Below are 26,264 nucleotides of genomic sequence, written 5' to 3' on the forward strand. Positions count from 1 at the left end.
ACCCGCGCCCCGCGCACCTCCGGCACCCATGCCGCCGATCCCAGGAGCCCCCTCCCCGTGAACGCCCTCGTGAACGGACACCACCACCGCCGCCTCGCCCTCGCGACCGTCACCGCCGCCGCGCTGACCGGCGGACTGCTGACCCTCTCGGCCCCCGCCGCGTCCGCCGCCACGGCCCGCGCCTACAAGGCCGACTTCAACCACGACGGCTACGGCGACGTCGCCTTCGCCGCCCCTTACGCCAAGGTCGGCGGCAAGAACATGGCCGGGTACGTCGCCGTGGTCTACGGCAGCGCCTCCGGACTCAACCCCGCCAAGCGCACCATCGTCAGCCAGAACACCGCCGGTGTCCCCGGCACCGCCGAGACCGAGGACTTCTTCGGCGACGCGCTCGCCGTGGCCGACTTCAACAAGGACGGCTACACCGACCTCGCCGTCGGCGCGCCCGGCGAGGACAACGGCACGGACACCGACGGCGGTTCGGTCACCATCCTGTGGGGTTCGGCGAACGGCCTGAAGAACGGCACGACGGTCAAGGACCCCTCGGCGGCCAAGCACGAGGCCTGGGGCTCGGTACTGGCCGCCGGCGACTTCAACGGCGACGGCAGGGCGGACCTGGCGTCCGGAACGGCCGCGTCGTACGCCTACATCGTCAAGGGCGGCTTCACCAAGTCCGGCACCACCGGCGGCACCCAGAAGGTCCCCACGCCGGACAAGGCGGAGTTCGGCATCGACGCGCTCGCGGCGGGCGACACCAACGGCGACAAGAAGGCCGACCTCGTCCTCACCTACCGCACCGCGCTCACCTCCGACCCGTCCGGCAGCTGGTCCAAGGGCGCCGCCTACCTCGGTGCGTCCACGGGCGTGGTCACGACCAAGCCGCGCCCGCTGAACGGCGGCACCTCCCTCGCCCGCGGCGACATCGACGGCGACGGCTACGACGAGATCGCCATCGGCAACGTCTTCGCGAAGGAGGACGACCACACCGGCACCCTCGGCGGCCAGGTCGTCGTCATCCGCGGCAGCAAGGGCGGTCCGGTCAACGGCGACGCCCCCATGGCCGAGCTCACCCAGTCCGCCACCGGCGTCCCCGGCACCGACAAGGAGGGCGACGGCTTCGGCGGCTCCGTCTCCATCGGGGACACCAACGGCGACGGCTACGGCGACCTCGCCATCGGCGTCGTCTTCAAGGACATCGGCGCGGCCGAGGACACCGGTCTCGTCGTGCTGATGAACGGCTCGGCGGACGGCGTCTCCCGCACCGGCGCCCGCACGATCTCCCAGAACACCCCCGGGGTCCCCGGCACCAACGAGTCCATCGACTACTTCGGCTCGGACCTCGTGCTCTCGGACGTCAACAAGGACGGCAAGGCGGACCTGACCGTCGCGGCCGGCTTCGAGGACGAGGGCGTCGGCGCGGTCACCGCCCTGCGCGGCAGCGCCTCCGGCATCACCGCCACGGGCGCCAAGTCGTTCGGCCCGGGCACCTTCGGGCTGTCCCGCACGTACGGCGCGTTCGGCGCGGGCCTCACCGGCTGACGCGCCCGCACCAAGAGGACGCATCACGTGACGTCGCGTCACCTCACCACCTCACGGGGGAAATCCATGCACAAGCGCACCACCCTGCTCCTCGCCACGGCCCTCACCACCGGCCTGCTCACCGCCCTGCCCGCCGCCACCGCCACCGCCGCCCCCTCGGGCCTGTCCGGCGACTTCAACGGCGACGGCTACCGCGACCTCGCGATCGCCGCGCCCGTCGCCAAGGTCTCCGGCAAGTCCGGCGCCGGCTACGTGGCGGTCGTCTACGGCACGAAGAACGGCCTCGACACCACCAAGCGCCAGATCATCAGCCAGGCCACCACCGGCGTCCCCGGCAACCCGGCCTCCGGCGACTACTTCGGCGACCGGCTCACCACCGGCGACCTGGACGGCGACGGCTACACCGACCTGGTCGTGGGCGTACACAGCGAGCGGATCGGCACCACCGACTCCTACGGCAACGTGACCGTGCTCTGGGGCGGCGCGAGCGGCCTCAAGGGCGCCAGCAACCTCTCCTCGCCGCTGCCGAGGTACCGCAACGAACTCGGCTGGGCACTGGCGGCCGGCGACTTCGACGGAGACGGCCACACCGACCTGGCCGTCGGCAACAACTCCACGCCGTCCCTGAACATCTTCCGCGGCCCCTTCACCCGCAAGGGCAAGGCGGCCGCCCTGGTCGGCATCGACACCGTCGCCCAGACCACGATCTACGCCGACAAACTGATCGCGGGCGACGTCAACGGCGACGGGAGGACCGACCTGCTGGTCATGGGCCAGGAGGAGACCTCATCCGGCGGCTACCGCACCCGCAGCGTCCTCTACACCGGCTCCGCCACCGGCACCCTCAAGGTCGGCAAGAAGCTCGCGGGCGGCTACGACGCGGTCATCGCCGACGTCAACAAGGACGGCTACGGCGACATCATCACCGGCAACTTCATGGAGAAGTCGGCCGACGAGCCGAACGGCGGCCTCGGCGGGGCGGTCACGGTGACCTACGGAGCGGCCGGCGGCCTCAGCAGCCGTACCCCGGTCCGGATCACCCAGGACACGGCGGGCGTCCCGGAGAAGGGCGAGAAGAACGACGGCTTCGGCTGGAGCCTGTCCGCCGGGGACGTGAACGGCGACGGGTACGCGGACATCGCCGTCGGCGCCTACGCCGAGACGCTCGGCACGAAGAAGCAGGCGGGCACGGTCACCGTGCTGCGCGGCTCGGCGAACGGCCTGACCGGCAGCGGCGCCAAGCTCTTCTCCCAGGACACCGCGGGCGTGCCCGGCACCGCCCAGTCCCAGGACTTCTTCGGCTCCTCGGTCCGCCTCACCGACGCCAACCGCGACGGCCGCGCCGAACTGGTCGCGGGCGCCTACGGCGAGGGCCGCGGCGCCGGCGCCGTCTGGCTCTTCAAGTCCACCACCGCCGGCATCACCGCGAGCGGCTCCAAGACCTTCACCGGCACCACCCTGGGCGGCCCGTCGGGCACCGCCTACTTCGGCGACGTACTGGAAGGCTGATCATGCGCGTCCGTACGGCGGCGGCCCTCGCCGCACTCCTCACCGCGGGCCTCGTCCCGCTCGCCACCCCCGCCTCCGCCGCGCCCGCCCGCTATGCCGACGACTTCAACGGCGACGGCTACCACGACCTCGCCACCGCCGCCCCGGGAGCCACGGTCGGCGGCAGGGCGGACGCCGGCGCGGTGGTCGTCACCTACGGCTCCAAGTCCGGGATCAAGGCGTCGAACCGTACCGTCGTCACCCAGAACTCGGCGGCTGTCCCCGGCACCGCCGAGAAGGGCGACGAGTTCGGCTCGGCACTCGCCTCCGGCGACCTGAACCGGGACGGGTACGCCGACCTCGTCGTCGGCTCCGAGGGCGAGGACGGCGAGGCCGGGTCGGTGACGATCCTCTGGGGGAGCAGGAAGGGCCTGTCCGGGGGCCGTGTCGTCGCCGACCCGGCCCGCTCCTCCCACCACCGCTTCGGCCTGTCCCTGGCCGTCGGCGACTTCACCGCGGACGGCCGGGCCGACCTGGCCGTCGGCAGCACCGGCGCCGACGTCCAGATCTTCCGGGGCGGCTTCACCAAGACCGCCGGGGCCGCGTCCCGGACCTGGGTGGTGCCCTCGTTCCGCACCGGCGACTCCTACGGCGTCCGGTCCCTGGCCGCCGGCGACATCAACGGCAACGGCGTCGACGACCTCGTCGTCAGCGGGACGATCGTGGGGGAGTCCGACGAACCCTTCGACGGCCAGGTGGTGTACCTGGGCGCTGACTCCCGGCCGAAGGCCCAGCGGACGCTGGTCACCGACGGCCGGCAGCCGGTCGTCGCCGGCGACGTCAACGGCGACGGCTACGACGACGTCATCACCGCCAGAGTCCTGGTCTACGGCTCGAAGGCCGGACCCGGCGAGGTCATCACGTACCTCGGCGGCCCGCACGGCATCAGCCCCACCCCGCAGGCGGCGATCACCCAGGACAGCCCGGGCGTCCCCGGCGCCACCCGGGCCCAGGGCACCAGCTCGTTCGGCGACTCGCTCGCCGTCGGTGACGCCGACGGCGACGGCTACGACGACGTCGCGGTCGGCACGCCCTACGAGACGGTCACCACGGCCTCGCAGACCGGCACGGTCACCCTGCTACGCGGCTCCGCGGCCGGGCTGACGGGGGTCGGCTCGACGCGGTACACCCAGAACACCCCGGGCATCCCCGACCTGAACGAGGACGACGACTTCTTCGGCTCCGCCGTCCGCCTGGCCGACCTCGACGGCGACCATCGGTCCGATCTGGCGGTCGGCGCCCGGCACGAGAACGGCGGACAGGGCGCGGTATGGACCCTGCCCGGCTCCGCCACGGGCCTGACCACGACCGGCGCGGTGTCCTTCCACGCGACGTCGGTGGGCGTGTCGGGGACGTCGGCGCAGCTGGGTTCCCTGTTCGGGCAGTGAGCGACAGCGATCAACAGGGCCCTGAGGGTTCCCCTTAGGGGATGTCACAGGTCTGCGGCAATGGCGGGCTCGGGTGCCCGAGCCCGCCACACGGATCTCCGGGACCGGGTACGTTCGATGACGTGGCTGGATTCAGGAACGGACGCGGCGGCCGGAACGAGCGTGCCCCGCAAGCGCGACCGCAACAACCCGCGTACGGGCAGCAGGCACCGCCGCAGAGCTTCGGCGGCCGGCCGGCGGGACCGTCGTACGGGTACCCGTCGGCCCCGCAGCCGCCGTACCCGCAGCACGGCGGCGCGTCCGGCTGGCCGCAGGCGCAGGCGCGCGGCGGCCACCCGGGACAGGGCGGCGGCGACGGTCCGGAGTACTTCGGCGACGACCACGGCTACGGCGGTGGATACGGCTCCGGCAGCCCCGACCCGTACGCGGCGAACCAGCCGGGCCACACCCAGGCCTTCTCGGTCGACGAGGCCGGCGCCTACACGCAGGGCGCGACCTACCACGCCGGTTCGGCGGCGCCGTCCGGCCCGATCGGCCCGCGCCTGCACTGGAAGGACCTGCTGAAGGGGATCGTCCTCGCCCCGAACCAGACCTTCCTGCAGATGCGGGACTACACGATGTGGGGCCCCGCCCTCATCGTCACCTTCCTCTACGGCCTGCTCGCGGTCTTCGGCTTCGACGGCGCCCGCGCGGACGCGATAAACGCCACCCTCACCAACGCGGTCCCGATCGTCCTCGTGACGGCGGTCGCGATGGTCCTCTCCGCCTTCGTCCTGGGCGTGGTGACCCACACCCTGGCCCGCCAGCTCGGTGGCGACGGAGCCTGGCAGCCGACGGTCGGCCTCTCCATGCTGATCATGTCGATCACCGACGCCCCCCGCCTCCTCTTCGCCATGTTCTTCGGCGGCGACGCAGGCTTCGTCCAGCTCCTCGGCTGGGCCACCTGGGTCGCGGCGGGCACCCTGCTCACCCTCATGGTCGCCAAGTCCCACGACCTGCCGTGGCCGAAGGCCCTGGGCGCGTCGGCGATCCAGCTGATCGCCCTGCTGTCGATCGTGAAGCTGGGCACGTTCTAGCACCGCACGCACACGAAGGGCCCCGGCAGCCGTGCCGGGGCCCTTCGCACATCGGCCGAAGTCGGGGGTTGAGGAACATCCGTGTCAGATCGTGCGCTAAGCCTTCGGGGTCCTGTTCGGCGCTTTGACCTGGGCTGATCGTACGGCGGAGCCTTCGCGGGTCGATGTTGTCGATCTTCGGAGGCCCTGGTGGCGGTCGAGTTCCTGTCGGATCAACAGGCAGCCCAGTACGCGGCGTTCAACGGAGCGCCGTCTCGTGCGGAGCTGGAGCGGTACTTCTTTCTGGATGACTCGGATCTGGAGAAGGTGCAGGCCAAGCGGCGTGCGCACAACCGTCTCGGGTTCGCGGTCCAGCTGACGAGTGTGCGGTACCTGGGCCGGTTCATGCCGGACCCGCGGCAGGTGCCGGCGGAGGTCGCCGAGTACCTGGCTGAGCAGCTGGGGATCGCGGATGCGTCGTGTCTGAAGGAGTACGGCGAGCGGGACGGGACGGCGCGTACGCACGCCGGGGAGATCCAGGAGGCCGGGGGCTGGCGGGACTTCGCCGAGGTGCGGGACGAGCTGAGCGAGTGGCTGGACGCGCGGGCCTGGACGACGGGTGACGGGCCGAAGTCGCTGTTCGACGCGGCGGGCGGGTGGCTGCGGGAGCGCCGGGTGCTGCTGCCCGGGGCGAGCCGCCTGGCCCGGCTGGTGGGCACGGTGAGGGAGGCGGCGAACAGCCGGCTGTGGGACACCCTGTACGGCCTGCTGAGCACCGGTCAGCGGGCGGTGCTCGACTCCCTGTTGAGTGTGCCGCCGGGCGCCCGGGTGTCGGAGCTGGACCGGCTGCGGCGGGGCCCGGTGCGGATCTCCGGGCCGCAGATGAAGTGGGCGCTCCAGAGGGCGGACGAGATCACGGCCTTCGGGATGGGTGAGGTGGACGTGTCCGCGATACCGCCACGGCGACTCGCGGAGCTGTCGCGGTACGGGATCGACGGCAAGGCGTCGCTGCTCAGGCGGCACAGCGACTCCCGGCGCCTGGCCACGCTGCTGGCCACCGCCGTCTACCTGACGTCCCGCGCGGTCGATGACGCCCTGGACCTGCTCGAAGTACTCATCGCCACGAAGCTGCTAGCCAGGGCCGAGCGGGAGACGATGAAGGAAAAACTGAAGACGCTGCCGCGGGTGGAGCGGGCCTCGGCGAAGCTGGCCACCGCGTTCCAGATCGTGTTCGACACCACGAGCGAGCAGGTCGACACGGACACCGGGGAGATCACCCCGCCCGAGGTGGAGACGCTGGAGGCGATGTGGGCGCGGATCGAGCAGGTGGTGCCGCGGCACGAGCTGGCGGCGGCGATCGCCGCGCTGTTCGAGCTGACCCCGCCGCTCGACTCGGACGCGGACGAGGCATGGCGGACCCAGCTGGTCACCCGGTTCGCCGTCGTAAGGCCGTTCCTGAAACTGCTGGTGGACGTGGTCGACTTCGACGCCACCCCAGAGGGCCTGCCGGTCCTGAACGCGCTGAAGTCGCTGCCGGATTTGATGGGCCGCAAGAAGGTCGGCCCCGCCGAGATCGACACCGGTCTTCTGGCCGGGTCGTGGCGGCGGCTGGTGCTGTCCGCGCCGCACCTGGAGCCGGGCACCGTGGACTGGAAGGCGTACGCGTTCTGCGTGCTGGAGCAGCTGCACCGGATGCTGCGGAGCAAGCAGGTGTTCGCGAAGAACTCCTCCAAGTGGGGCGACCCGCGGGCCAAGCTCCTCGACGGGGAGGCGTGGCAGCAGACCAAGCCCACCGTGCTCGCCTCGCTCAACCTGCCCGCCACGGCCGGGGAGCACCTGGCCGCGCGGGCCGCGCTGCTGGATGGCACCTACCGGGAGGTCGCGGCCCGGGTGCCGACGAACTCCCAGATCGTGTTCGACGACGACGGACGGCTGCACTTCGCCGCCCTGGAGCCGGAGCCCGAACCCGCCTCCCTGCGGGACCTGCGGGAGGCGGTAGAGGCGATGCTGCCCCGTGTCGACCTGCCGGAGGCGCTGCTGGAGGTGTTCTCGTGGACCGGCGCCGACCAGGCGTTCACCTCGGTCACCGGCAGCGAGGCGAGGCTGAAGGACCTGCACGTGACGATCGCCGCGCTGCTGGTCGCGCACAGCTGCAACGTCGGCTACACCCCGGTCATCGGAGCCGCGGACGCGGTGAAGTACGGGCGTCTGTCCCACGTCGACCAGACCTATCTGCGGCTGGCGATGTACCGGGCGGCGAACGCCACGCTGATCGACTACCAGGCGTCCATCGGCCTCGCGCAGGCGTGGGGCGGCGGCCTGGTCGCCTCCGTGGACGGGATGCGGTTCGTCGTCCCCGTCCCCAGCGTGTACGCCCGGCCGAACCCGAAGTACTTCGGGCGCCGGGGCGGCGCGACCTGGCTGAACATGATCAACGACCAGGCGGCGGGGCTGGGCGGGAAGGTGGTGGCTGGCACCCCGCGCGACTCCCTGTACGTGCTGGACGTCCTCTACGACCGCGACGGCGGCAAGCGCCCGGAGATGATCGTCACCGACACCGCCTCGTACAGCGACATCGTCTTCGGCCTGCTCACGCTCGCCGGGTTCGCGTACGCGCCGCAGCTCGCGGACCTGCCCGACCAGAAGATGTGGCGCATCGACCGCACCGCCGACTACGGCGCCTTCCAGGACGCCGCCCGCGGCCGGATCGACCTCGCCCGCATCGAGCGGCACTGGGAGGACATCCTGCGGATCATCGGCTCCATCCACACCGGCGCCGTGCGCGCCTACGACGTCATCCGGATGCTGTCGCGCGACGGGCGCCCGACCCCGCTCGGCGACGCGATCGCGCACTACGGGCGGATCTCCAAGACCCTGCACATCCTGCGCCTGGCCGACGAGCCCGGCTACCGCCGCCAGATCAAGAGCCAGGCCAACCTCCAGGAGGGCCGCCACGCGCTCGCCCGGAAGATCTTCCACGGCAGGCAGGGGCAGCTCTACCAGCGTTACCAGGACGGCATGGAGGACCAGATCGGGGCGCTGGGCCTCGTCCTGAACGCCCTGGTGCTGTTCACCACCCGGTACATGGACGCCGCAGTGAACCAGCTGCGCGCGGACGGCTTCGACGTCCGCGACGAGGACGTCGCCCGCCTGTCCCCGTTCGTGCGGCACCACATCAACATGCTGGGCCGGTACTCCTTCCAGCTCCCCGACCTGCCCGGCGGCCTGCGGCCCCTCCGTGCTCCGGACGCTGTCGACGAGTAGCGAGACGCGGCGGGCGCGTCTGGCCGCGCCCGCCGCTCGCACCGTCGTGGGAGCTCTACGCGTTGGCCGCCTGGACACGGACGGCTCGGGCGCGGACCACGAAGGGCCGGGAGAAGACGGTGATGGCGATGGAGACGGCGGCCACAAAGGTGATGGCCGTGGCAGAAGTGAAGTGCTGGGCAATGCCGCCAGCGATCGCGGCTCCGATACCTTGCCACGTCATCCGGCCGGCGGACTCAACTCCCTGGACCTGGCCACGGACCGGATCAGGGGTCAACTCCAGAAGCTGCTCCTGGAGCGGCAGGGTGGCAGCGAAGCCGGCACTGGCGATGAACACCGCGGCTGTCGCCACCAGCACGGGCGGGTGGACGGCGAACAGCAGGTAGGGGGCGGCGAGCAGCAGTCGCAGGGCGAATGCGTAGCGGCGCCGCTGCTCGGCGGTGAACAGCCGCCCGACCGCAAGGTCACCTAGGAGCATGCCTGCCGATCCGGCGGCCAGGAAGACGCCGGCGTGATGGGGGGCGTAGGAGATGAACAGGGCCTCGCAGCCAACGATCAGGCCATTGGGGACCCACAGGTTCAGCAGCAGCGCGCGTTGGCCGGAGTGGGAGAAAAGCTCGATGTTCGTCGTCCAGGTCTGGCGCAGTCCAGGGCGACGGGTCAGACGGATCGAGCGTTCCCGGACCGTCACCGCCACAATGATCAATCCACCGCCGGTCAGGGCGGTCGCGACGGCGAAGACCTCCTGCGGGCTCAGGTACCGCAGCAGTACGGCGCCGATGGCGTAGCCGAGGATGGCCATGCCTCCCGAGGTGATGTTCATCAGCGAACGTGCCAGTGCATAGGCGGAGGTCGGCACTACCTCGGCGAGCAGCCCCATCCGTGTGCCCGTTCCCAGGGACTGGAAGAACCCCAGTACAAGGAGCAGACCGAACCGCGCGGCGAGCGGCAGCCCTGGAACCGCCTGTGCGGCAACACCTACGAGCGAGACGCACTGGAGCGCGACAAGGGTCCGGCGAGGACGGCTTCCGTCCGCGACCGACATCAGCGTCAGCGCACCGAGTACCGTCGCGAAGGTGGCACCGTACATGCTCACGGCGGTCAGGAACGGGGACTTGGTCTGCTGGTTGACCAGCGTGCCGAGCGCGAAGCCCGACAAGGTGCTCGCTGCGACCGTCAGTGTGAAGCTGGCGTACAGGCCGACGAATTCACGGTTGCGGAGCAGGTCACGGTAGGTGGTGGGAGGTGTGCCGGAGGCAGATGTGTCAGAAGGCATGAAAAAAGCCTTCGCGCGCACCCAACCTGGGGCGCCGAAGGCCGACTCGTGGATTATAGCAAGTGCCCCAGTCCCACCACGGCCCGCATCGGATCGGGGGAGACGCGGACGCGGATACGCACCGGTCTCGGCAGCACCGCACATTCACCGGCGGCTGTCGCCAGGTGCGAGCAGACTGGTCAACTCCGAGATCGCCTCGGGGGACGGCTTGAAGTAACGGCGGACGTTCTCCGGCTTCTTGTGCCTCGACTTCGCCATCAGCATCAGCAGGGAGGCGCCCTGCTCGCCCAGATGGGTCAGCGCGGAATGACGGTACTCATGCAGGTCCCAGCCCGTCCCCGGCCCACGCACGGCGGTGTGCTCGTCGAGCAGGGCGCGGGCCTGGCCGTAGGAGAGGCGGGCCAGGCCGGTGTCCGGGCACACGTCGCGCGGGCTGACCACCTTCCCCGGGCCTGGGCGGCGATGGGTGACGAACACCGGCCCCCGGATGCGGCCGCGCAGCAGCCGGGGCAGGAGACGGGCAGTGCCGGCGTCCCAGTAGACGGTCTCCAGCACGAAGTCCTCGCGCGCCTGACCGCGGCGGCGGGCCTTGCTGCGGGCGCCCTTGGCCTTGACCGGGCAGCGGCGGGCGGCGAGGTCCAGATCCTCGATGTTCACGCCGAGGATCTCCTCCGCGCGGGCGGCGGTCTCGTAGAGCATCCGCCACAGCGTCTTCTCCCGCAGGTGGACCTCGCGGCGGGCGATGAGTCGGTCCACGGCCATCTTCGAGCGGGCCGGGGTCTCGGAGTCCGGCACCGCCAGCCGCTTCGTCCAGGCCGGGACCGCCGGGCCGTCGTAGCCGTACGACTCGCACCAGCCCAGCCAGGAGAGCACTGCCGCCCGGCGGGCGTTCCAGGTGTTGACTGCCGCGGTGCCCCACAGCAGTTCCAGGGCCTCGCCGATCTCGTCGTCCGCGACCGACCCCAGCGGGCGGGCCTCCCCGATCCGCTGGGCGGTCTTGCCGACGCCGACTCCGTAGCTGCGGACCGTGTTCGGATTGCGCAGCGAGTCGAGGAAGGCGTCCGCCGCCGCGCGGACGGTCAACGCCTTCCCGGTCGGCAGTTGCACGACGGTGGGCACGGCTTCCCCCTTGCCACGGATAACAGGGCCGCTTCACGTACGGCCCGGAGAACGTCACCGCAGGTGACGAACCAAGCTCCCGCAGATAATAGGGCGTTATCCGTGGGAAGACTTCAGCCCCGTCTCGGGACCGACGCCCCGTCAGCCTCCCACCAGGGCCGACGAAGGCTTAGCGCACGATCTGACACGGATGTTCCTCAACCCCCAAGAGGTCCGCGGGTTCAAGGCAACTGAAGGCCCTTCAGCCCGAACCCGCGGGTGCGATGTTCCGATTCTGGGGTGTGAACCCGCAGGTTCGCGATCAACTCGCTGGGGGTGCGTCCCGTAGCCGATCACCTCACCCTGTTACGCGGTAGCCGTGACCTTTGCGGGGATCACGATCAACGCCGTTGTCGAGAATTGCGCTGCCGTACTCACCGTCGGCGACCCACTCGACCTTTAGGGAGAACCGGACATCACGCTTTCCAGGATTGATCCTGAGTGTCAGTTGTTTCGGATGGTCGGCGGAAACTGTGAAGGGGAAGTCTGTGCGATCGGGTTCGGCCCTTCTGGTCGTTGGCACAACAGAGACAGGGGTTTGCGTAAGGTTTACATCAAACATGGGTTCATGTGCAGTAACTGCACAATTATCCGGAGGGGAAAGCTCTTCTCCGTCCTTCGGGAGAGCCTCGGCGGACAGGACGTTGACTCTGATGCCGGTGACCACGATGGCCTCGTCGGTCTTCGCTTGCAGTACGAGGGGAAGCGTTGCTGGTGTGCAGGGGGTGGGGCCCGGTGTGTACGCCGTCAGCCCGGGTGGCCCGGAGATCTCGCCCCAGATCCATCCCCACAGACCTTGAACTGCCCAGAATGAGATGGCCCCTAGCAGCGGCAGAACCACGAGCGTCGCCCAATGCGTCCGGTCCCGTAACGGCGCCCATGGCTGTACTGGGCCCGGCTCAGGCTGCGGTTCCGGTTCCTGCCTTGCGTCACTGTCAGTCTGTGGCGTGGATGCGCTTGGGTCCTCAGGCATATCAACCTCTCTCGGAGCCTATTTTCCCGTACGGCGCATTGTCTCCAATCCGTTTACAGTCAGGCGTGATTCGACGGGAGCCCGCAGGTGCGGTGCCCCGATGTCAGGGGGGACGTCGGCCTGGTGGTGGAGTCGCTGGGGCGGTCTCGGCGGCCTGCTCCAGCAGGGCACGTGCGGAGTCCGCGTAGCGCATCGCGGTTTTCTCGTCGAGTCCGAACACCTCGGCAAGGTGGAGTGGGTCGGGGCCTTTGACCATGGCTTCTTCGAGCTGACGGTCGACGCGGAGTCTCTCCAAGGTCGCGCCCTGTCCCCGCAGGGCAGCACTCATCCAGTGGTTGCTGGCTCGGCCGGTGGTGTTGGCAGTCTGGTTGTTGATCAGCAGGTGGAGGTTCGCGGTGTTCGGCCACCGGCTGCGCCGGTGCTCCAGCCAGTCCAGCAGCAGCTTCAGGGTGAGATCGTCAAGCGGGCGGGCGCGTCCGGCGATGGTCAGCCGGCGGTTGCCGAGGTCGACGTCGTCGAGCACGAGGGTGGCGATCTGGGCGACCCGGGCTGCGTGGACCGCCGCGAGGGCGAGGATGAGCCGGGTCGCCGGGGTGATGGCCGCCGCGACGGAGCGGTCGACCTGCTCGGGGATGAGTGGTTGCAGTACGGCGTATTCGTATTGCCCGACCTTGATCCGGCTGGTTGGGTTGCGGAAGACCAGTCCGTTCCGCTTGGCCCAGGTGAACAGCGAGCGCAGGGCGACGAGTTGGTCATGCCGCTGGTGGCCGTGCAGTGTCTTGATGTAAGTGAGGACGTCTTCGCGGGTCACTTCCCGCAAATGGTCGTAGCGATTCGACCATTCCAACAGAGCCAGGCGGACCCTGTTGAGGTAGAGCCATACCGTACCCTCCCGTCGCGGGAGGCTGCGCGGGCCGCCGTCGCGCAGGACGCGGGTCCAGCGCTCGGCCTCCGCGCGGATGCCGGGTGCGAGACCCTCCAGCCTCTCGGCGAGCCAGCGTTCGAAGGAGGGTTCGCTGTCGTCCTCGAAGATCCCCATCTCCTCCAAGACCGTGACGGTGTGGCCGACCGGCAGGTCTAGGACCCGCAGCGGGGCGAAGATCTCCGTGTGCCGGATGACGTCGCCCTCGACGTAGCCGGTGAGGACGAGGGCCAGGCCACGGTTGACGGCGAACCGGATGTTGCGCCCCCAGCCGCGGGCCTCGGCGAGCTGGTGGGTGAGGTACTTCGCCCAGGTCAGCCAGGGGCTGGCCAGGCCGGCGTCGGTCAGGGCGAGCCGACTGTAGTCGCGAGGGATCTGCTCGAACAGCGGTAACTGCCGCCAGCCGGGATTCGGGCGCCAGGCCGGTGCGGGCGGCGGCTTGCGTGGGGCTCCCCGACGCCCTCCGCGTCGCCGCGCCGAGGGCGTCGGTCTTCTGCGGTAGTGCATGCCCATGAAGAACAACTGGTGGTGCCGGACGGCGGCGAGCCGCTCCCGCACGTCCGTCTCGTCCGGCGGCTGGCCGGCGACGGCCTTCGCACTGAGGCGGGCCTGGCACCAGCACAGTCGGCAGTAGTTCCACTTCACCGGCTGGATCCGGCGGCAGCCGGTGCATGCGGCCGCATCGTGGCCGCGGCCGAACATGTAGCAGGTGGGACAGAGGCGGCCGCTGAAATTTCCCCAGGCCAGGCAGCTATCACAGGAGTCGGTGGGCTTGACGTAACCCTTCGGGAACCGTGCCACCGGCTCACTCCCGCGGCAGCGACCGGCCATCCCGGCGCTTGGGGACCACCCCTCGTGCGGCAATCCCCGCGCCAACCGCGGCCCGCTCCGCCACCTCTGCCTGCCCCGGGCTGCGGACCTTCTCCGGCTCGGGGATCAACAGGTCACCGATCTCGCAGCCAAGGACCACGCAGATGACGTCCAGGTCCTCCAGCTTGAGCGAGACCGGCTGGCCGGACCACAGCCCGGACATCTTCCCCGCTGAGATCACCAACCCGTGCTCGGCCAGGCCCCGCTGGAGCTCGGACGCCTTCCAGACACCTTTGTTCGCGGCGGTCAGCCGCAGGTTCCACCTCATCGGATCAGCCCTTCCAGCCGCTTCGCGGCCCGCTCGGTCCCGGCGACCCAGGCGTCCTCGACCCGGGTCTGCTGGACATGGACGTATCGCATCGTCGTGGCGATCCAGGAATGTCCCAAAACCTCCTGAATTGCAAGCAAGTCCAGCCCGTTCTCATAGAGTTGGGACGCGCAGAAGTGCCGCAGGACATGCGGCGTCAGCTTCTCGCCCCACCCCGGCAGATGTACCTTGGCCGCGTCCTTGAGCCCACCGCGCAGGGCGTCGTCGCCCACCCGGCGCGAGGAGCCGTCGGCGTTCTTCCGCTCGGAAGGGAACAGCGGGGCGCCCGGGCGGGTGTGGTCGTCGTCGAACTGGCCCCACACGTCCTCGATGAACCACCGCAGCGTGCGGCTGGCGCCATTGATCAGCGGGACCATCCGCTCCCGCGGGCCCGAGCCGCGGGAGCCCTTGCCGTGGCGGACGTGGAGCTTGCCGAAGCGTCCCAGGTCCCATTTGATGTCCGTCAGGTCGAGCTTGCACGCCTCACTGACCCGCAGGCCGACCTGGGACATCAACTTGGAGGCGGTGTAGTTCCTAGCGGTAGGGGCGAACTTGCGGCAGGTGGCCAGCTCACCGCCCCAGCCGGTGAACAGCGTCCCGACCTCCGGCTCGGTCGGCGGGATCCGCAGCTGAGCGTCCTTGGCTCCGCGCGGCCGATTCATCTCGTCGATCGGGCACTCGACCACCCGGCCGGTCATCCGGTGGAGTTCGACCTTGTGCCGCAGCTCCAGGAACAGGAAGTACGTCGTCAGGGCCTGCGACCGGGCCAGCCGGGTGCCGCTGGGTGAGTTCCGCAGCACCTTCCCGAAGTACGCGTCTGCGTCGGCCGGCTCCATGTCCCACAGCGGTCGGCCGAACCAGGTCCTGATCTGCTCCAAGTGCCCAACGTCCCCGCGGATCGTGCCGTCCGCCAGCCCCGCCGAGGCCCGCGCCAGAACGAACCCGGACAGCACGTCGGTCTCGAACCGCTCCAGCTCCTCCGCCGACGCGGGCGCCCAGTGATCACGCAGGTCCCGTACGACCGCCAGCGCCACTAACCCGAGCCTCCTCGCCTTCGGTCCGACTGCGGATCGGTCGGACGAAGTGAGAACGCTTCAAGAATCCCGAAGTTACGTCACAGAGCCGCAGAGCACACGAAGGAGTAGGAACCCCCTGGCCACAGGGTTGGGGACTCAGCCGGGCTCAGGGGAACTCACGTGATGTCGCACAGTCCGCCGGCCGTCCTCTCAGGCGTCGAGAACCTGCCCGGCCCTCTTCACAACCGGAGGCAGGACGGACCACGGGAAGTTGATCCACTCATCGGTCCGCTTCCACACGTACTCGCACTTCACGAGGGAGTGGGACTTCTCATAGATCACCGCGGAGCGCACCTCGGCGACCGTTTCGAGGCAGAAGTCGCGGACCAGCTTCAGCGTCTTGCCGGTGTCGGCGACGTCGTCGGTGATCAGCACCTTCTTGTCGCTGAAGTCGATGGCGTTGGGGACGGGCGCGAGCATGACCGGCATGTCGAGGGTCGTTCCCACCCCGGTGTAGAACTCGACGTTCACCAGATGCAGGTTCTTGCAGTCGAGGGCGTAGGCGAGCCCGCCGGCGACGAAGACGCCGCCACGCGCGATGCTGAGCACTATGTCGGGCTCGAACCCGTCGTCGGCGATGGTCTGCGCGAGCTCGCGCACGGCGGCGCCGAACTGCTCGTAGCTCAGGTTCTCCCGCACGGGACTGTCACTGCTCATGACCGGCCTCTCACACCTGCGTCCGATGGAAATTGAGGTAGGAGCGGGAGGCGGTGGGCCCGCGCTGCCCCTGGTAGCGGGAGCCGTAGCGCTCGCTGCCGTAGGAGTGCTCGGCGGGGGAGGAGAGCCGGAACATGCACAGCTGCCCGATCTTCATGCCCGGCCACAGCTTGATGGGGAGGGTCGCGAGGTTGGACAGCTCAAGGGTCACGTGCCCGCTGAACCCGGGGTCGATGAACCCGGCGGTGGAGTGCGTGACCAGCCCGAGCCGCCCCAGCGAGGACTTCCCCTCCAGTCGGGAGGCGAGGTCGTCGGGCAGCGTGATGACCTCGTACGTCGAGGCGAGCACGAACTCACCGGGGTGGAGGATGAAGGGCTCGTCGCCCTCGGGCTCCACGAGCCGGGTGAGGTCGGGCTGCTCGACGGAGGGGTCGATGTGCGGGTACCGGTGGTTCTCGAACACCCGGAAGAAACGGTCCAGCCGGACGTCGATGCTCGACGGCTGCACCATGGATTCGTCGTAGGGATCGATCCGTACCCGCCCGGCGTCGATCTCGGCCCGGATGTCCTTGTCTGAGAGAAGCACGCCCCGAGGATACGCAAGGCGCGCGGACCCACGACAATCGTGACGAGTCCGCGCGCCCGTGCTACTGCTGTCTCTCTTCTTCTCCGCTACTGCTGCTTCTCAAGTGCGACCGGCACGACGCTGCGCAGCCGGGCGCACTTGGGACACCGCACGAGCCGGCCGGGGCCGAGCCGCTCGGCCTGCTGCATCGGGAACGAAGCGGTGCTGAACACGTGCCCTTCGGCACAGCGGACGACGGTTTGTTCCATCAAGTCCCTTAAGTCCCTTCCCCAGGAGCCGCGTCGGGCTTACTGCCGTGACGACGGAAAGCCACATTACGGGATCAAAGGGACGGCTCTCCAGGCGGCACTCCGGCCTACCGGGCCCCTCTCCCACACCTCCACCGTACGCCCCAACTCCGGTCGCCCGCACCCGGATCCCACCCCTCTGCCACCCCCTGAAACGCGCACGAACCCCACGGTCCGAGCACCGGGGGTCCGTCATGAGGTACAGTGAGCGAGCGTTCAGACACCGACCCGGTCGGCGTTCTACGCGGGTGTAGTTTAATGGTAGAACATCAGCTTCCCAAGCTGAGAGCGCGAGTTCGATTCTCGTCACCCGCTCCAGACAGAAACCCCAGGTCAGTGGCCTGGGGTTTGTTTGTTGTCTAGTCCAATTCGGGGGCGGCGTGCCCTCCGCGTGCCCTAAGTCGAGGCTGAGCGGTCACTTCAGGGGCGTCCGGACGCCTCTCCGGCCACCCCTGCCCTGGTTCGTCTCAAATGGCGAGACGCATTTTGTGTGACCTGCGCCATAAGTTGTGCAAATGATCGTGAAGTCGCTTACGCAAAGGGCGACTTGCGGGCTGGCACGCAGCTGTCGACCATCCGGACTGCACTTCGGTCGTTCCGCAGCGGCAGCATGAGCGGGTGGTTCACAATGCGCGCCATGCCCACGAGGTACGACCGTTCTCGAAGACGCCGAACGTCATCGCGTTGTGGGCGTCCCACGAAGAATGGGACGCCCTGCAAGCTCCCCCAGGAGATCGGCCGAGGCTGTCGGCACCACGCCACCCGAGCTGAGCGTGAAGCTGCCGCCGAGGAGGCAAAAGCTCGGACCGAGAGGGCGAGGCAGCAGGCAGAACGAGAACAGCGGACGATCAGAGTCGTGCTCTCGCTCGTCACCCTGGCCGTGTTTGTTGGCCTCGGCGTCGGTGTCTGGGATGCCTGGAAGGGCGATCAGCATGAGTCCATGTGCCGGCCACACCGAACCGAGGCCCTTGCGCTGAGCGACAGGGCCCGCGCCGTACGGATTCCTTTGGTGTTCGCCGGCGACCCGAACACCAGCATCCTGCAGCTCGGCACCAAGCTCCCCGACGATCTCGGAACCCTCGACACCACATCGGCCACCGAGCTGGACATAGAAACGGCGTACGCCAAGAAGCGCGACCTGGCAGGTCAGGCTGCACGCATGGTTCTCGACCACCAGGAGTGCTTCGACAACGACTTCATCGCCGAGGCCACCCTCATAGATCAGGCGCCTACCGAGGTCAGCCGGGTAGAAATGCCTTCACCCGCTCACTGCAGCGACGGCTGGCCGTCCAGCTCCATCGGCCGACGAGGTGCATGTTCACACCACGGCGGCGTTGTCACTGGGCTCCCATGGGCCACGTTGTTCTTCGACTGATCACGTAGGACGCGGCAACCCAGGACTTCGATCCTTGCCTTAAACCCCGACCATGCAGCGCCAAGAGCGCTCCCGGTGGCTACAGCGAGTTCCCTCGCCTCGTCTCGGAGGTTGGACGGTGCCTCCTCTGAGGTCCCGCACCGTCCAACAGCTCACCAGCAGAGTTGGAAGGCGGGGAGCCTGTCCATGGCATCGGCATCCTAGGTACGTGGCCGGCGCTGCAAGACTCGAACGCTCAGCATGTCGTGCCGCAGTTCAAGGGCAGCAACCCCGCCGAGCTTGCTTCGGGCCGAATTGATCCGGCGGTCAAGCTATAGCCGCAGACGCGGGAGGTGTCCACGGAGCAGCTTGACGACTTCAAGTGCTCCCTGAGCCCTTTCGGCGTCGGAGGTGAACGCTGCGAAGAGGGAGCAGATCGATACGACGGCCGTGATCAACAACGGGCAAGCCGCAAGAAACCACAAGAAGGACACGGGGAGGCAACTCCACGACGACCGACCGTTATCCTCGACGGGGTCTGAGCCTGGCTCGCAACCACTGCTGCCAGGCGCCTCACGCCCCCGACGTGAGTACGGTGGTGAGGGCGCGGAGCCGAGTGCCTATGTGACGTGCAGAGATCAGGGTCGGCGGCGGAGACGTAAGGAGTCCTGGGCCTCTGGACGACGCCGGCCGGAGCCGACGGCGGGATTCGAACCCGCGTTACCCGCTTGGAAGGCGAAGTATCCGCTGCCTGCGCACCTGCACGACGAGGATGGTAGCCACCCCGGCTGGTGCCCGGCATCTCGTTTTGGGCCATGAGGGCCCGGTGGCCAAGCGGAGTACAAGTGTCGGCACGGGGCGTCACCCTGGCAGACGCACGCGCAGGCGCTCCGGGTCGTAGAGGTTGCGGGCCACGTGCACCTCCGGGCCGTCGAAGCCGACGATGTCGACGTGGCCGTCACCGCCGACTCCGTCCAGGAAGCCGAGGTGCTCCCTGCCCGTCCATGCCGCAGCCGCCCGAGCGCGAGACTCCCCACTGCGGGCGCTCGGATATGACGAGCCGCTTGCGAACGCGGCGCTCATGCGCCGCGGTCCTGTACGGGGACGAGGTCACCGCTGAGAGAACGGGACGGCTCCCGCAGGCATCGGGCCTGCGGGAGCCGTCAGTTGTACTGTCTGCGGCTGCGAGTCCTGCACCGTCCGGGGCGGCAGTAGAGAGTCATCGCCAGTGCCTGTACAGCGGTGAGGAAGGCCATGACACGGCCGCCGGAAGCCCCGCGTCGGTCAAACGGGCGCTCCGCTCAAGGGGTTGATCAGTGCACGGAGTCGGCGGCGGCGACGATGGCACGGTCGACCGCTCCCGGGCTGATCGACGGAACATCGTGGCCGGAGCGGGTGTAGATGATGCGGGCGCCCACTCGCTTGGCCTCGAACTTCTGGGCGGCCGTCGGCACGGCGTGGTCCTCGGTCGAGATGACCGCCCACTTCGGAGTCTTCGCCGGCGGATTCACCGTGGCCTTGTCGGTGAAGGCCGAGAGGGCGACCGGCTCCTGAGTCACCGAGGCGACCTGGATGGCCGACTTCGACAGCCCGTTGCCGTACACGGTCCCGAACTTGTCGGCCTTGAGGTACACGTCGGTGTCACCGCCGGGCAGGGGAACGGTGCGGAAGTTCTCCGAAACGAGCTGCGACCCGGGGAACTGTCCGATCAGGGATCCGGCGGCCTCTCCCGCCTTGGGGATGAGAGCCGCCACGTACACGAGGGCCTTGACCTTCGACGTCTTCGCGGCGACCTGGCTGACGACCTCTCCGGCGTAAGAGTGGCCGACCAGCACGACGGGGCCCTTGACGGTCTTGATCTGTGCCTCAACGTAGGCGCTGTCGAAGGCAAGGCCGCGCAGCGGGGTGTCGATCGCGAGGACCGGGTAGCCGTGGCGTCGCAGGTAGCCGGTCTCGCTGTTCCAGCTGGAGGAATCGGCGAACGCTCCGTGGACCAGGACCACCGTCGGCTTCGCGCGGTGCGCCGCCTGCGAGGCGACGGCGTGGTCGTTTGCCTGGGTCGTGACGGCGCTCGCGTTCGTCACGGCCAGCGAGGCCACGACCGCGCCACTCACAATTCCGGCAGTCGCCAGCGCTTTGATTCGAGCGGTGGACTTCATGTGGTGTTGTTCCTCTCGGGTTGTCGAGCCTGATCGGCAGAGAAAGCGGCGCGGTCCGCAGAAGCAGGGAAACCGCATTTGTTGCGGCCGACGGCGCTTCGCAGAATCGACTATGGCGGCTGCATCGGCGGAAGGCTAATGCCAATCCTGCTTCCTTCCATGTCGATCCGGCATGAGCCGGTGGTCTCTCCCGCCGTTCTTCGATATTTCCAGCGCCGCATTTCCCTCGCTTAAAGCGGGCAGAGCTGCTGGCAATTGGGCGGCATCCGTGCTGTCCGGCGCGCTTGATTGCCGGTATCTGTTTCACCTGCGCGGTGGTGTGGGCACTGGGACGGGTACGAACGGGCACGGTCGTCTGGGGGCGGTCGGCATCGCCGTGACCGGACGACGACCATGTGAAGACGGTGGCGTCGTCAGCATGCCGAAATCTGATCCCGCAGTGGGAGAACCCCTGCCCTTCGTCCGCGACTTGGAGCTTCAGTGCACTACGGACTCATCGCTCCGGGCGCGCTCGCTGAGGGCATCGGCGACCCGTATTACCCCGCCTACGGCAACGGCGGATACGACGTCTCTCACTACGACCCGCGGCCCAGGTCGCGGACGCGGATTGCGGCCGCGAATGACCTGCACGAGCACTGAACCGCCGACGGCCCGTGCCTTCCCACGTCGCGACGACGGTGCGCCGGTCTCGGCGACCGCTCAGGCCGCGTCGGACACAACGGTCACCCCACAGCCCGTTCTCGGGCACCGCCATGTGTACATCCAGATAGGACAAGTAGTGCGCATACGCAAGCTGAGTTCTGCCCTGGTGGGGGTTGTCGCCGTGCTGGCGCTGACCACCGGGACACCTGCTTCCGAAGCGGCGGCCCCCGCCCGGCCTTCCGGAGCGGCAGCCTCCGCCCAGCCGGACTCCGGCTCACCCGCGCCTGATGCCCGGCACAGCGAGCGCGTGATCCCCGGCACCACGGGGGCGGCGGCTCGGAGGGAACCGCCCGCCGAGGTCTCCCGGCGGTTCTACGAGCTCAACGCCTCCCGGCACCAGAGCCCGGTCGGCGTCTACGAGGACGCGCCGTCCGCCACGGATGCCACCACCGACGCCCTGTCCTCCTGGACCGGGAAGTACCACGCCTACTGGGGTGTCTTTCCCACCGGCGGGACCCTGCACGGCGCGCAGGCCACTCACAGCGTGAATCTCTCGATCCCGGTCACCGGCGACGACACCATCTATGCGCCCTGGTCGTCGACTCCGCCTTCCTGGACACCTACACAAAGAAGGTGAACGGCCGGCCGTCGTACTTGGTCCAGGACGTTCAGACCAATGCGGCGACCAACGAGTGGACTTCGTACCTCTACAACTACGACACGCACGAATGGGAGACCTTCTTCAAGAGCGCGAACACCAGCAAGCTCGGCAATTCCGGCGGCGGCTGGGACATGATGGAGGTCTACACGCACTACGACTCCACCACCGGCGAGGGCCAGTACTGTGCGGAGACTAAGGGTGCGGTGTTCCAGACCACGGGGCTCAGGTACCAGACCTCCTACGGCGGCGGCTGGACGGCCGTCACGGAGGCCAATTCGAGCGTGGCGACCACGGTGAAGTCGTCCGACCTCGGTTGCTCGGATCTGTCCTACGCGGTGCTGACGCCGAACAGCGGGTTCTCCTTGACCAACGAGAAGAACCCGACGGGCCCCATCAGCAACTCCGCCGGGATGTGTGTGGACAACCGCTTGGGAAACACCACGAACGGCAACCCGGTCCAGCTGTACTGGTGCAACGACACGAACTCGCAGCAGTGGACGCTGAACCTCAACGGCACGATCACGGTTGAGAGCAAGTGCATGGCCGTCAAGGACGGGGGCACGGCGAACGGCACCGTCGTCGAGTTGTACGACTGCGACGGCTCCGGCGGCCAGAACTGGCAGGCGCGCGCCGACGGCACGATCTACAACCCGCAGTCCGGCAAGTGCCTCGATGGCACCGCCAACTACACCACCGCTCTCACCCAGCTCCAGATCACGAGCTGCACCAGCGCTGTCAACCAGCGGTGGAACATACCCACCTGATCCCTCATCGGGGGGCGGCCTGCCGAGGACATGCTCAGGAGCCCGGTAAGCCGCCCTGCGGGGGGATGCCACGAAGTCTCCGGTGAGGGCCGGCCCCACGCGGTCCAGGACGCGTGACGGCACATGACACCGGACGCGACGTGGCTCCCGCCGCTTGTCCGTCCCACCCTCGATCCCCTGCCGTCCAGCCCGCTGTCCAGGCGTTCAGGAGTGCGGCCCTCACAGCCTCCTCCGATTCCGCCTCTTCGCCCGGTTCCGTCGCTCGTTCGTCCATGTTCATTTCTCCGTCGGTCCGTTCATCTCCGGCTCGCGAAGCCGCAGTTCAGTGGGTGGGGGGGGCGACGCATCCATCCTGGGATCGGGGCCGTTCAGTCGTCCCTTCAGTGCCTGACGCGCTCCGACGGCCCAGGCGGTTCCGCGGACTCCTCGACGAGGCCCAGGAACGTCGTGCGCCCCCATTGGGTCGTGCAGTCGACCGCAAGCCCGTCACGCGCGAGCCGCTCTTTGAGCCGCACGATTCTGCCCTGCAGCGCTCGGCGGCTCATCGGTTCCCCGGCCGTGCCGAGCAGGAGGCACAGATCGTGACAGCACCACGGCCGCGAGGCGGAACAGAGGATGTCCAACAGCACCTGCTGGGAATGCTGCTGGGGGCGGACAGCGCGAAACGGCGGTGAATCCGTGACCCGCCGCCGCGGTGAGCGCCGCATGTCCAGCCATCGGCGCTCTGCGGCGATTCTGCTGGCGAGCTCCCTGGGCGGCGAGTCGCGGGGGAGGACATTGGCGGCCCCCGCCAGCAGAAGCCGTACGGAATCCGTGTGATCCGGTATGAGTACGACCACCGACGCGATGTTGCTGAGCGCACGCACGCGTTGCTCCAGGCCGTCGCTCCACTGCGAACCGGGTACGTCCAGGACGGTGAGGTGGGGGCCGGCCTCGTGCAGCAGGGCGCCGTAAGCCCGCTCGGAGCCCCAGGTGTGCGTCTGGGAGGGCAGCACCCGCTGACTGCGCATGGCGCGGAGCAGCGACGCCGTCCGCTCGCGCTGCAGCGTGAGCACGATGCTCACCGGATAGGTGACGTCCTCCTCTTCCACGAGCTCTTCCACGAGACCGACGGGACCTTGGGCGATGCTGAGGGGAGTCATGTTCGGTGTTCGTCCTCCGGGGTTGCAGCGCCCGGACCTGGGCCTGGAGGCGTTGGCGAAGGCCGGCCTGCTCGGGCGTCGGCGGGTCGCCGGGCGGCAGAGGCAGACCTGACCCGCCCGCCGATTCTCGGTCAGGTCCAGCCGATACCGCCCATACCGACTGGGGTCGTTCCGATGCCGGATCGGCATGTCACCAGCCCGCCGCCGCCTCGTCCGCCGCACCTGCCGCGCCGAAGTGTCCGTTCGGTCCCTGCCGAGGTCCCGTCGGTACCCGATGGGCTACGGCAGCCGTGAGCACGTCACCCGGAGCCCTACGTTGGTCCCCGTCGGCCTCCCCCGGTCCCCCTCGGCGGGAGGCCGCCCTGATGCCCGTCGAGTCGCCTGCGGCGTCGGAGCCATGGAGAGCACGGCCTGCCGACAGGCCAAGTGACGCGCGCCCTTTGGGTTGCCGCTCGCGTGTCCCACTCCGCCCTTCCCGTACAGAGAGCCGAACAACGATGCTCGAAGAGCTTCATGCCAAGTCCGAGGCAAGGGCCAGGCCGCCCGGCGGGTGGGCCGACGACGCGGTTGTCCGCCGCAGGTCGGCTGTCTTCTTATCGACCGTCCTCGCCACGTTCCTCGTCGCCTCCAGTGCGCCCACCCCGCTCTACCGCGTCTACCAGGCGAGTTGGCACCTCTCCTCCGGCACAGTCACCGTGGTCTACGGCGTGTACTGCCTGAGCGTCCTGGTCGCGCTCCTGACCGTCGGCGCGCTTTCCGACCATGTCGGCCGACGGCCGGTCATCGGCGCAGCTCTCGCCCTCGAAGCACTGTCCATGCTGCTTTTCCTGCAGGCCGGCGGCGTGACCTCGCTGATCCTCGCCCGGACGCTTCAGGGACTGGCCACAGGTGCCGCGACGAGTGCACTGGGCGCTGCCCTGCTCGACGTGACCAAGCGGTGGGGACCTCTGTTCGTCAGCATCGCACCGCTCATCGGCATGGCGTTGGGGACGATCGGCACTAGCCTGCTTATGGACCTGATCCCGGCTCATCTCAACAGCGTGTACACGCTGCTGTTCAGCGCGCTGGCCGCGCAGATGCTGGGTTTGGCCTTCCTTCCGGAGTCGAGGCCGCCGAGGCCGGGGGCCTGGCTTTCACTGCGACCGCGCATCCGCGCTCCCCGGTCCAGTCGCCGAGCCCTCCTCGTCACCGCACCCGTGTTCGTGGCCGTCTGGGCTCTGGGCGGTTTCTATCTGTCCCTCGGCCCCGATCTGGTGCAGGGCATCACAGGATCGGCGTCGTCGGCCGCCGACGGGCTGGTCGTGTCCCTGCTGACCGCCAGTGCGGTACCCGCTGTGCTGCTGACCCGGCATGCCGACGCCGGCCGAACGGCTCTGGTCGGCTCGCTGCTTCTGACGACGGGGGTGGCCGTCACGCTGCTGGCCGCGCACCGCGACTCCGCCGCAGCCCTGTACTTGGGGACCGCGGTGGCCGGTGCGGGATTCGGCCCCGCGTTCCAGGGCGGCGTCCGTCTGGTGACGGCGAACGTCCTCGCGACGGAACGGGCGGGCCTGATGGCCGCCATCTACACCATCACTTATACGTCGATGTGCGTTCCGGTACTGGTCACGGGTTTACTCGTCGGCGAATACGGCCTCCTGCACTGCACCTTGTTCTTCGGTATTTTCGTCATGGCGCTCTCGTTGACACCGTTCGCGGGTCTGGGGAAATTCTCCGCCCATATATCAAGCCCATATATAAAGTAGAAGGTATGGCATAGTGATAATCAACAATGTGCGCATGCGCGTCCCCATGCTGTTGGCACTTCTGGCGGCCGTCCTTGTCACGGTGACGAGCGCCTCGGTCACCGCGCAGGCCGCCGACACGGAAGACAAGGCACCCGCCGATTTCGTGGCGCTCCACGACGTGGCCCCCGCGATTCTGCAGGAGATCCGCTACGCCACGCCTCACAACTTCATCGGCACGCCGATCAACGGCTACGCCGAACCGCTGTGCATCGTCACTGCCCCGACGGCACAAGCCCTGGCGAAGGCCGAGCGCTACTTCCTGACGCAGGGCTACACGCTGAAGGTGTACGACTGCTACCGGCCGCAGCGCGCGGTGGACCAGTTCGTCGACTGGGCCAAGGACCTGACCGACCTGAAGATGAAGGGCGAGTTCTACCCGCAGGTGGACAAGGCCGACCTCTTCGCCGACGGGTACATCGCGGCGAAGTCGGGGCACAGCCGTGGCAGCACGATCGACCTCACGCTCGTGAAGCTGCCGGTCCACCCGACGCGTCCCTACGTTCCCGGGGAAGAGCTTGAGCCGTGCTACGCCCCGGCGGCGCAGAGGTTCCCGGACAACTCGATCGACATGGGCACCGGGTACGACTGCTTCGACACGCTCGCGCACACGCTCGACCCGCGCATCGTGGGAGTCCAGCACAGCAACAGACTGCTGCTCAAGAACGAGCTCGAATCCCTCGGATTCGTGAATCTCGCCGAGGAATGGTGGCACTTCACCTTCGCCGCCGAGCCCTACCCGTCCACCTATTTCGACTTCCCCGTATCCCGGTCCTCGCTGACCAGCTGACCGGACAACCGAGGACCTCGGTCCACCAGTGTGCGGCGCCGGCCTCCGACCGGAAGGTCGGC

Annotated in this window: 23 protein-coding genes and 1 tRNA gene; 12 read left to right on the forward strand and 12 right to left on the reverse strand. The window is 68.8% G+C overall.

Annotated elements, in window-relative coordinates:
- The 5 genes from ACZ4UV_RS26970 to ACZ4UV_RS26990 form a co-directional block, all read left to right on the forward strand.
- The coding region (locus ACZ4UV_RS26970; RefSeq protein ID WP_467841266.1) for an FG-GAP-like repeat-containing protein at positions 1-1,539 on the forward strand (1,539 nt) is incomplete at its 5' end.
- 66 nt (positions 1,540-1,605) lie between these two features.
- Entirely contained in the window at positions 1,606-3,048 is a 1,443-nt protein-coding gene (locus ACZ4UV_RS26975; protein WP_451015809.1) for an FG-GAP-like repeat-containing protein, read from the forward strand.
- Between the two features lie 2 nt (positions 3,049-3,050).
- A complete protein-coding gene (locus ACZ4UV_RS26980) occupies positions 3,051-4,475 on the forward strand; it encodes an FG-GAP-like repeat-containing protein (protein ID WP_451015810.1) in 1,425 nt (474 codons plus the stop codon).
- 41 nt (positions 4,476-4,516) lie between these two features.
- Positions 4,517-5,551: a Yip1 family protein gene (locus tag ACZ4UV_RS26985; RefSeq protein WP_451015811.1), complete on the forward strand. Its 1,035-nt coding sequence runs from the start codon at positions 4,517-4,519 to the stop codon at positions 5,549-5,551.
- A 189-nt stretch (positions 5,552-5,740) separates the two neighbouring features.
- Positions 5,741-8,794, forward strand: a complete 3,054-nt coding sequence (locus tag ACZ4UV_RS26990; protein ID WP_467841271.1) for a Tn3 family transposase — start codon at positions 5,741-5,743, stop codon at positions 8,792-8,794.
- Positions 8,795-8,849: 55 nt separating this feature from the next.
- On the opposite strand, the gene ACZ4UV_RS26995 is transcribed toward ACZ4UV_RS26990, so the two are convergent.
- The 9 genes from ACZ4UV_RS26995 to ACZ4UV_RS27035 form a co-directional block, all read right to left on the reverse strand.
- Positions 8,850-10,091 (reverse strand): MFS transporter, encoded by a 1,242-nt coding sequence (locus ACZ4UV_RS26995; protein WP_467841273.1) that lies wholly within the window; start codon positions 10,089-10,091, stop codon positions 8,850-8,852.
- Positions 10,092-10,214: 123 nt separating this feature from the next.
- On the reverse strand, positions 10,215-11,189 hold the full coding sequence (locus ACZ4UV_RS27000) for a tyrosine-type recombinase/integrase (protein ID WP_467841276.1): 975 nt from the start codon (positions 11,187-11,189) through the stop codon (positions 10,215-10,217).
- Positions 11,190-11,526: 337 nt separating this feature from the next.
- Positions 11,527-11,895 carry a hypothetical protein gene (locus ACZ4UV_RS27005; protein WP_467841279.1) on the reverse strand — a complete coding sequence of 123 codons (369 nt, stop codon included), beginning with the start codon at positions 11,893-11,895 and terminating at the stop codon, positions 11,527-11,529.
- Between the two features lie 409 nt (positions 11,896-12,304).
- A complete protein-coding gene (locus tag ACZ4UV_RS27010; protein ID WP_467841282.1) occupies positions 12,305-13,924 on the reverse strand; it encodes a hypothetical protein in 1,620 nt (539 codons plus the stop codon).
- Positions 13,925-13,928: 4 nt separating this feature from the next.
- A complete protein-coding gene (locus ACZ4UV_RS27015) occupies positions 13,929-14,261 on the reverse strand; it encodes a helix-turn-helix domain-containing protein (RefSeq protein ID WP_467841285.1) in 333 nt (110 codons plus the stop codon).
- On the reverse strand, positions 14,258-15,334 hold the full coding sequence (locus ACZ4UV_RS27020) for a tyrosine-type recombinase/integrase (protein ID WP_467841288.1): 1,077 nt from the start codon (positions 15,332-15,334) through the stop codon (positions 14,258-14,260). The genes ACZ4UV_RS27015 and ACZ4UV_RS27020 overlap by 4 nt, the downstream gene beginning before the upstream one ends.
- A gap of 192 nt (positions 15,335-15,526) precedes the next feature.
- Positions 15,527-16,033 (reverse strand): phosphoribosyltransferase, encoded by a 507-nt coding sequence (locus ACZ4UV_RS27025; protein WP_451015812.1) that lies wholly within the window; start codon positions 16,031-16,033, stop codon positions 15,527-15,529.
- A 10-nt stretch (positions 16,034-16,043) separates the two neighbouring features.
- On the reverse strand, positions 16,044-16,619 hold the full coding sequence (gene dcd / locus ACZ4UV_RS27030) for a dCTP deaminase (RefSeq protein ID WP_046726946.1): 576 nt from the start codon (positions 16,617-16,619) through the stop codon (positions 16,044-16,046).
- Positions 16,620-16,705: 86 nt separating this feature from the next.
- A complete protein-coding gene (locus ACZ4UV_RS27035) occupies positions 16,706-16,867 on the reverse strand; it encodes a hypothetical protein (RefSeq protein ID WP_351494045.1) in 162 nt (53 codons plus the stop codon).
- 283 nt (positions 16,868-17,150) lie between these two features.
- Here ACZ4UV_RS27035 and ACZ4UV_RS27040 point away from each other — a divergent pair.
- Positions 17,151-17,224: transfer RNA gene (locus tag ACZ4UV_RS27040), tRNA-Gly, on the forward strand.
- A gap of 538 nt (positions 17,225-17,762) precedes the next feature.
- Positions 17,763-18,281 carry a hypothetical protein gene (locus ACZ4UV_RS27045; RefSeq protein ID WP_467841293.1) on the forward strand — a complete coding sequence of 173 codons (519 nt, stop codon included), beginning with the start codon at positions 17,763-17,765 and terminating at the stop codon, positions 18,279-18,281.
- An 840-nt stretch (positions 18,282-19,121) separates the two neighbouring features.
- Here the strand turns inward: ACZ4UV_RS27045 and ACZ4UV_RS27050 are convergent.
- Both ACZ4UV_RS27050 and ACZ4UV_RS27055 read right to left on the reverse strand, forming a co-directional pair.
- Entirely contained in the window at positions 19,122-19,343 is a 222-nt protein-coding gene (locus ACZ4UV_RS27050) for a hypothetical protein (protein WP_467841296.1), read from the reverse strand.
- Positions 19,344-19,573: 230 nt separating this feature from the next.
- Positions 19,574-20,419 carry an alpha/beta hydrolase gene (locus ACZ4UV_RS27055; protein ID WP_467841298.1) on the reverse strand — a complete coding sequence of 282 codons (846 nt, stop codon included), beginning with the start codon at positions 20,417-20,419 and terminating at the stop codon, positions 19,574-19,576.
- Between the two features lie 480 nt (positions 20,420-20,899).
- Here ACZ4UV_RS27055 and ACZ4UV_RS27060 point away from each other — a divergent pair, with 480 nt between their 5' ends.
- The 3 genes from ACZ4UV_RS27060 (at position 20,900) to ACZ4UV_RS27070 (ending at position 22,486) form a co-directional block, all read left to right on the forward strand.
- Entirely contained in the window at positions 20,900-21,058 is a 159-nt protein-coding gene (locus ACZ4UV_RS27060; protein WP_350775963.1) for a hypothetical protein, read from the forward strand.
- Between the two features lie 139 nt (positions 21,059-21,197).
- On the forward strand, positions 21,198-21,698 hold the full coding sequence (locus tag ACZ4UV_RS27065; protein ID WP_467841301.1) for a hypothetical protein: 501 nt from the start codon (positions 21,198-21,200) through the stop codon (positions 21,696-21,698).
- The gene (locus ACZ4UV_RS27070) at positions 21,695-22,486 is read left to right on the forward strand and encodes a ricin-type beta-trefoil lectin domain protein (RefSeq protein ID WP_467841303.1); all 792 of its coding nucleotides are present in this window, start codon (positions 21,695-21,697) and stop codon (positions 22,484-22,486) included. Before ACZ4UV_RS27065 ends, ACZ4UV_RS27070 begins: the two co-directional genes overlap by 4 nt.
- Before the next feature lie 380 nt (positions 22,487-22,866).
- Here ACZ4UV_RS27070 and ACZ4UV_RS27075 read toward each other — a convergent pair whose 3' ends face one another.
- Entirely contained in the window at positions 22,867-23,589 is a 723-nt protein-coding gene (locus ACZ4UV_RS27075) for a response regulator (RefSeq protein WP_467841306.1), read from the reverse strand.
- A 536-nt stretch (positions 23,590-24,125) separates the two neighbouring features.
- Here ACZ4UV_RS27075 and ACZ4UV_RS27080 point away from each other — a divergent pair.
- Together ACZ4UV_RS27080 and ACZ4UV_RS27085 are read left to right on the forward strand one after the other, a co-directional pair.
- Entirely contained in the window at positions 24,126-25,373 is a 1,248-nt protein-coding gene (locus ACZ4UV_RS27080; RefSeq protein WP_467841309.1) for an MFS transporter, read from the forward strand.
- 34 nt (positions 25,374-25,407) lie between these two features.
- Positions 25,408-26,202, forward strand: a complete 795-nt coding sequence (locus ACZ4UV_RS27085) for a M15 family metallopeptidase (RefSeq protein ID WP_350775910.1) — start codon at positions 25,408-25,410, stop codon at positions 26,200-26,202.
- The last annotated feature ends 62 nt before the right edge of the window (positions 26,203-26,264 follow it).

This window comes from Streptomyces sp. NPDC028289, assembly GCF_055565975.1.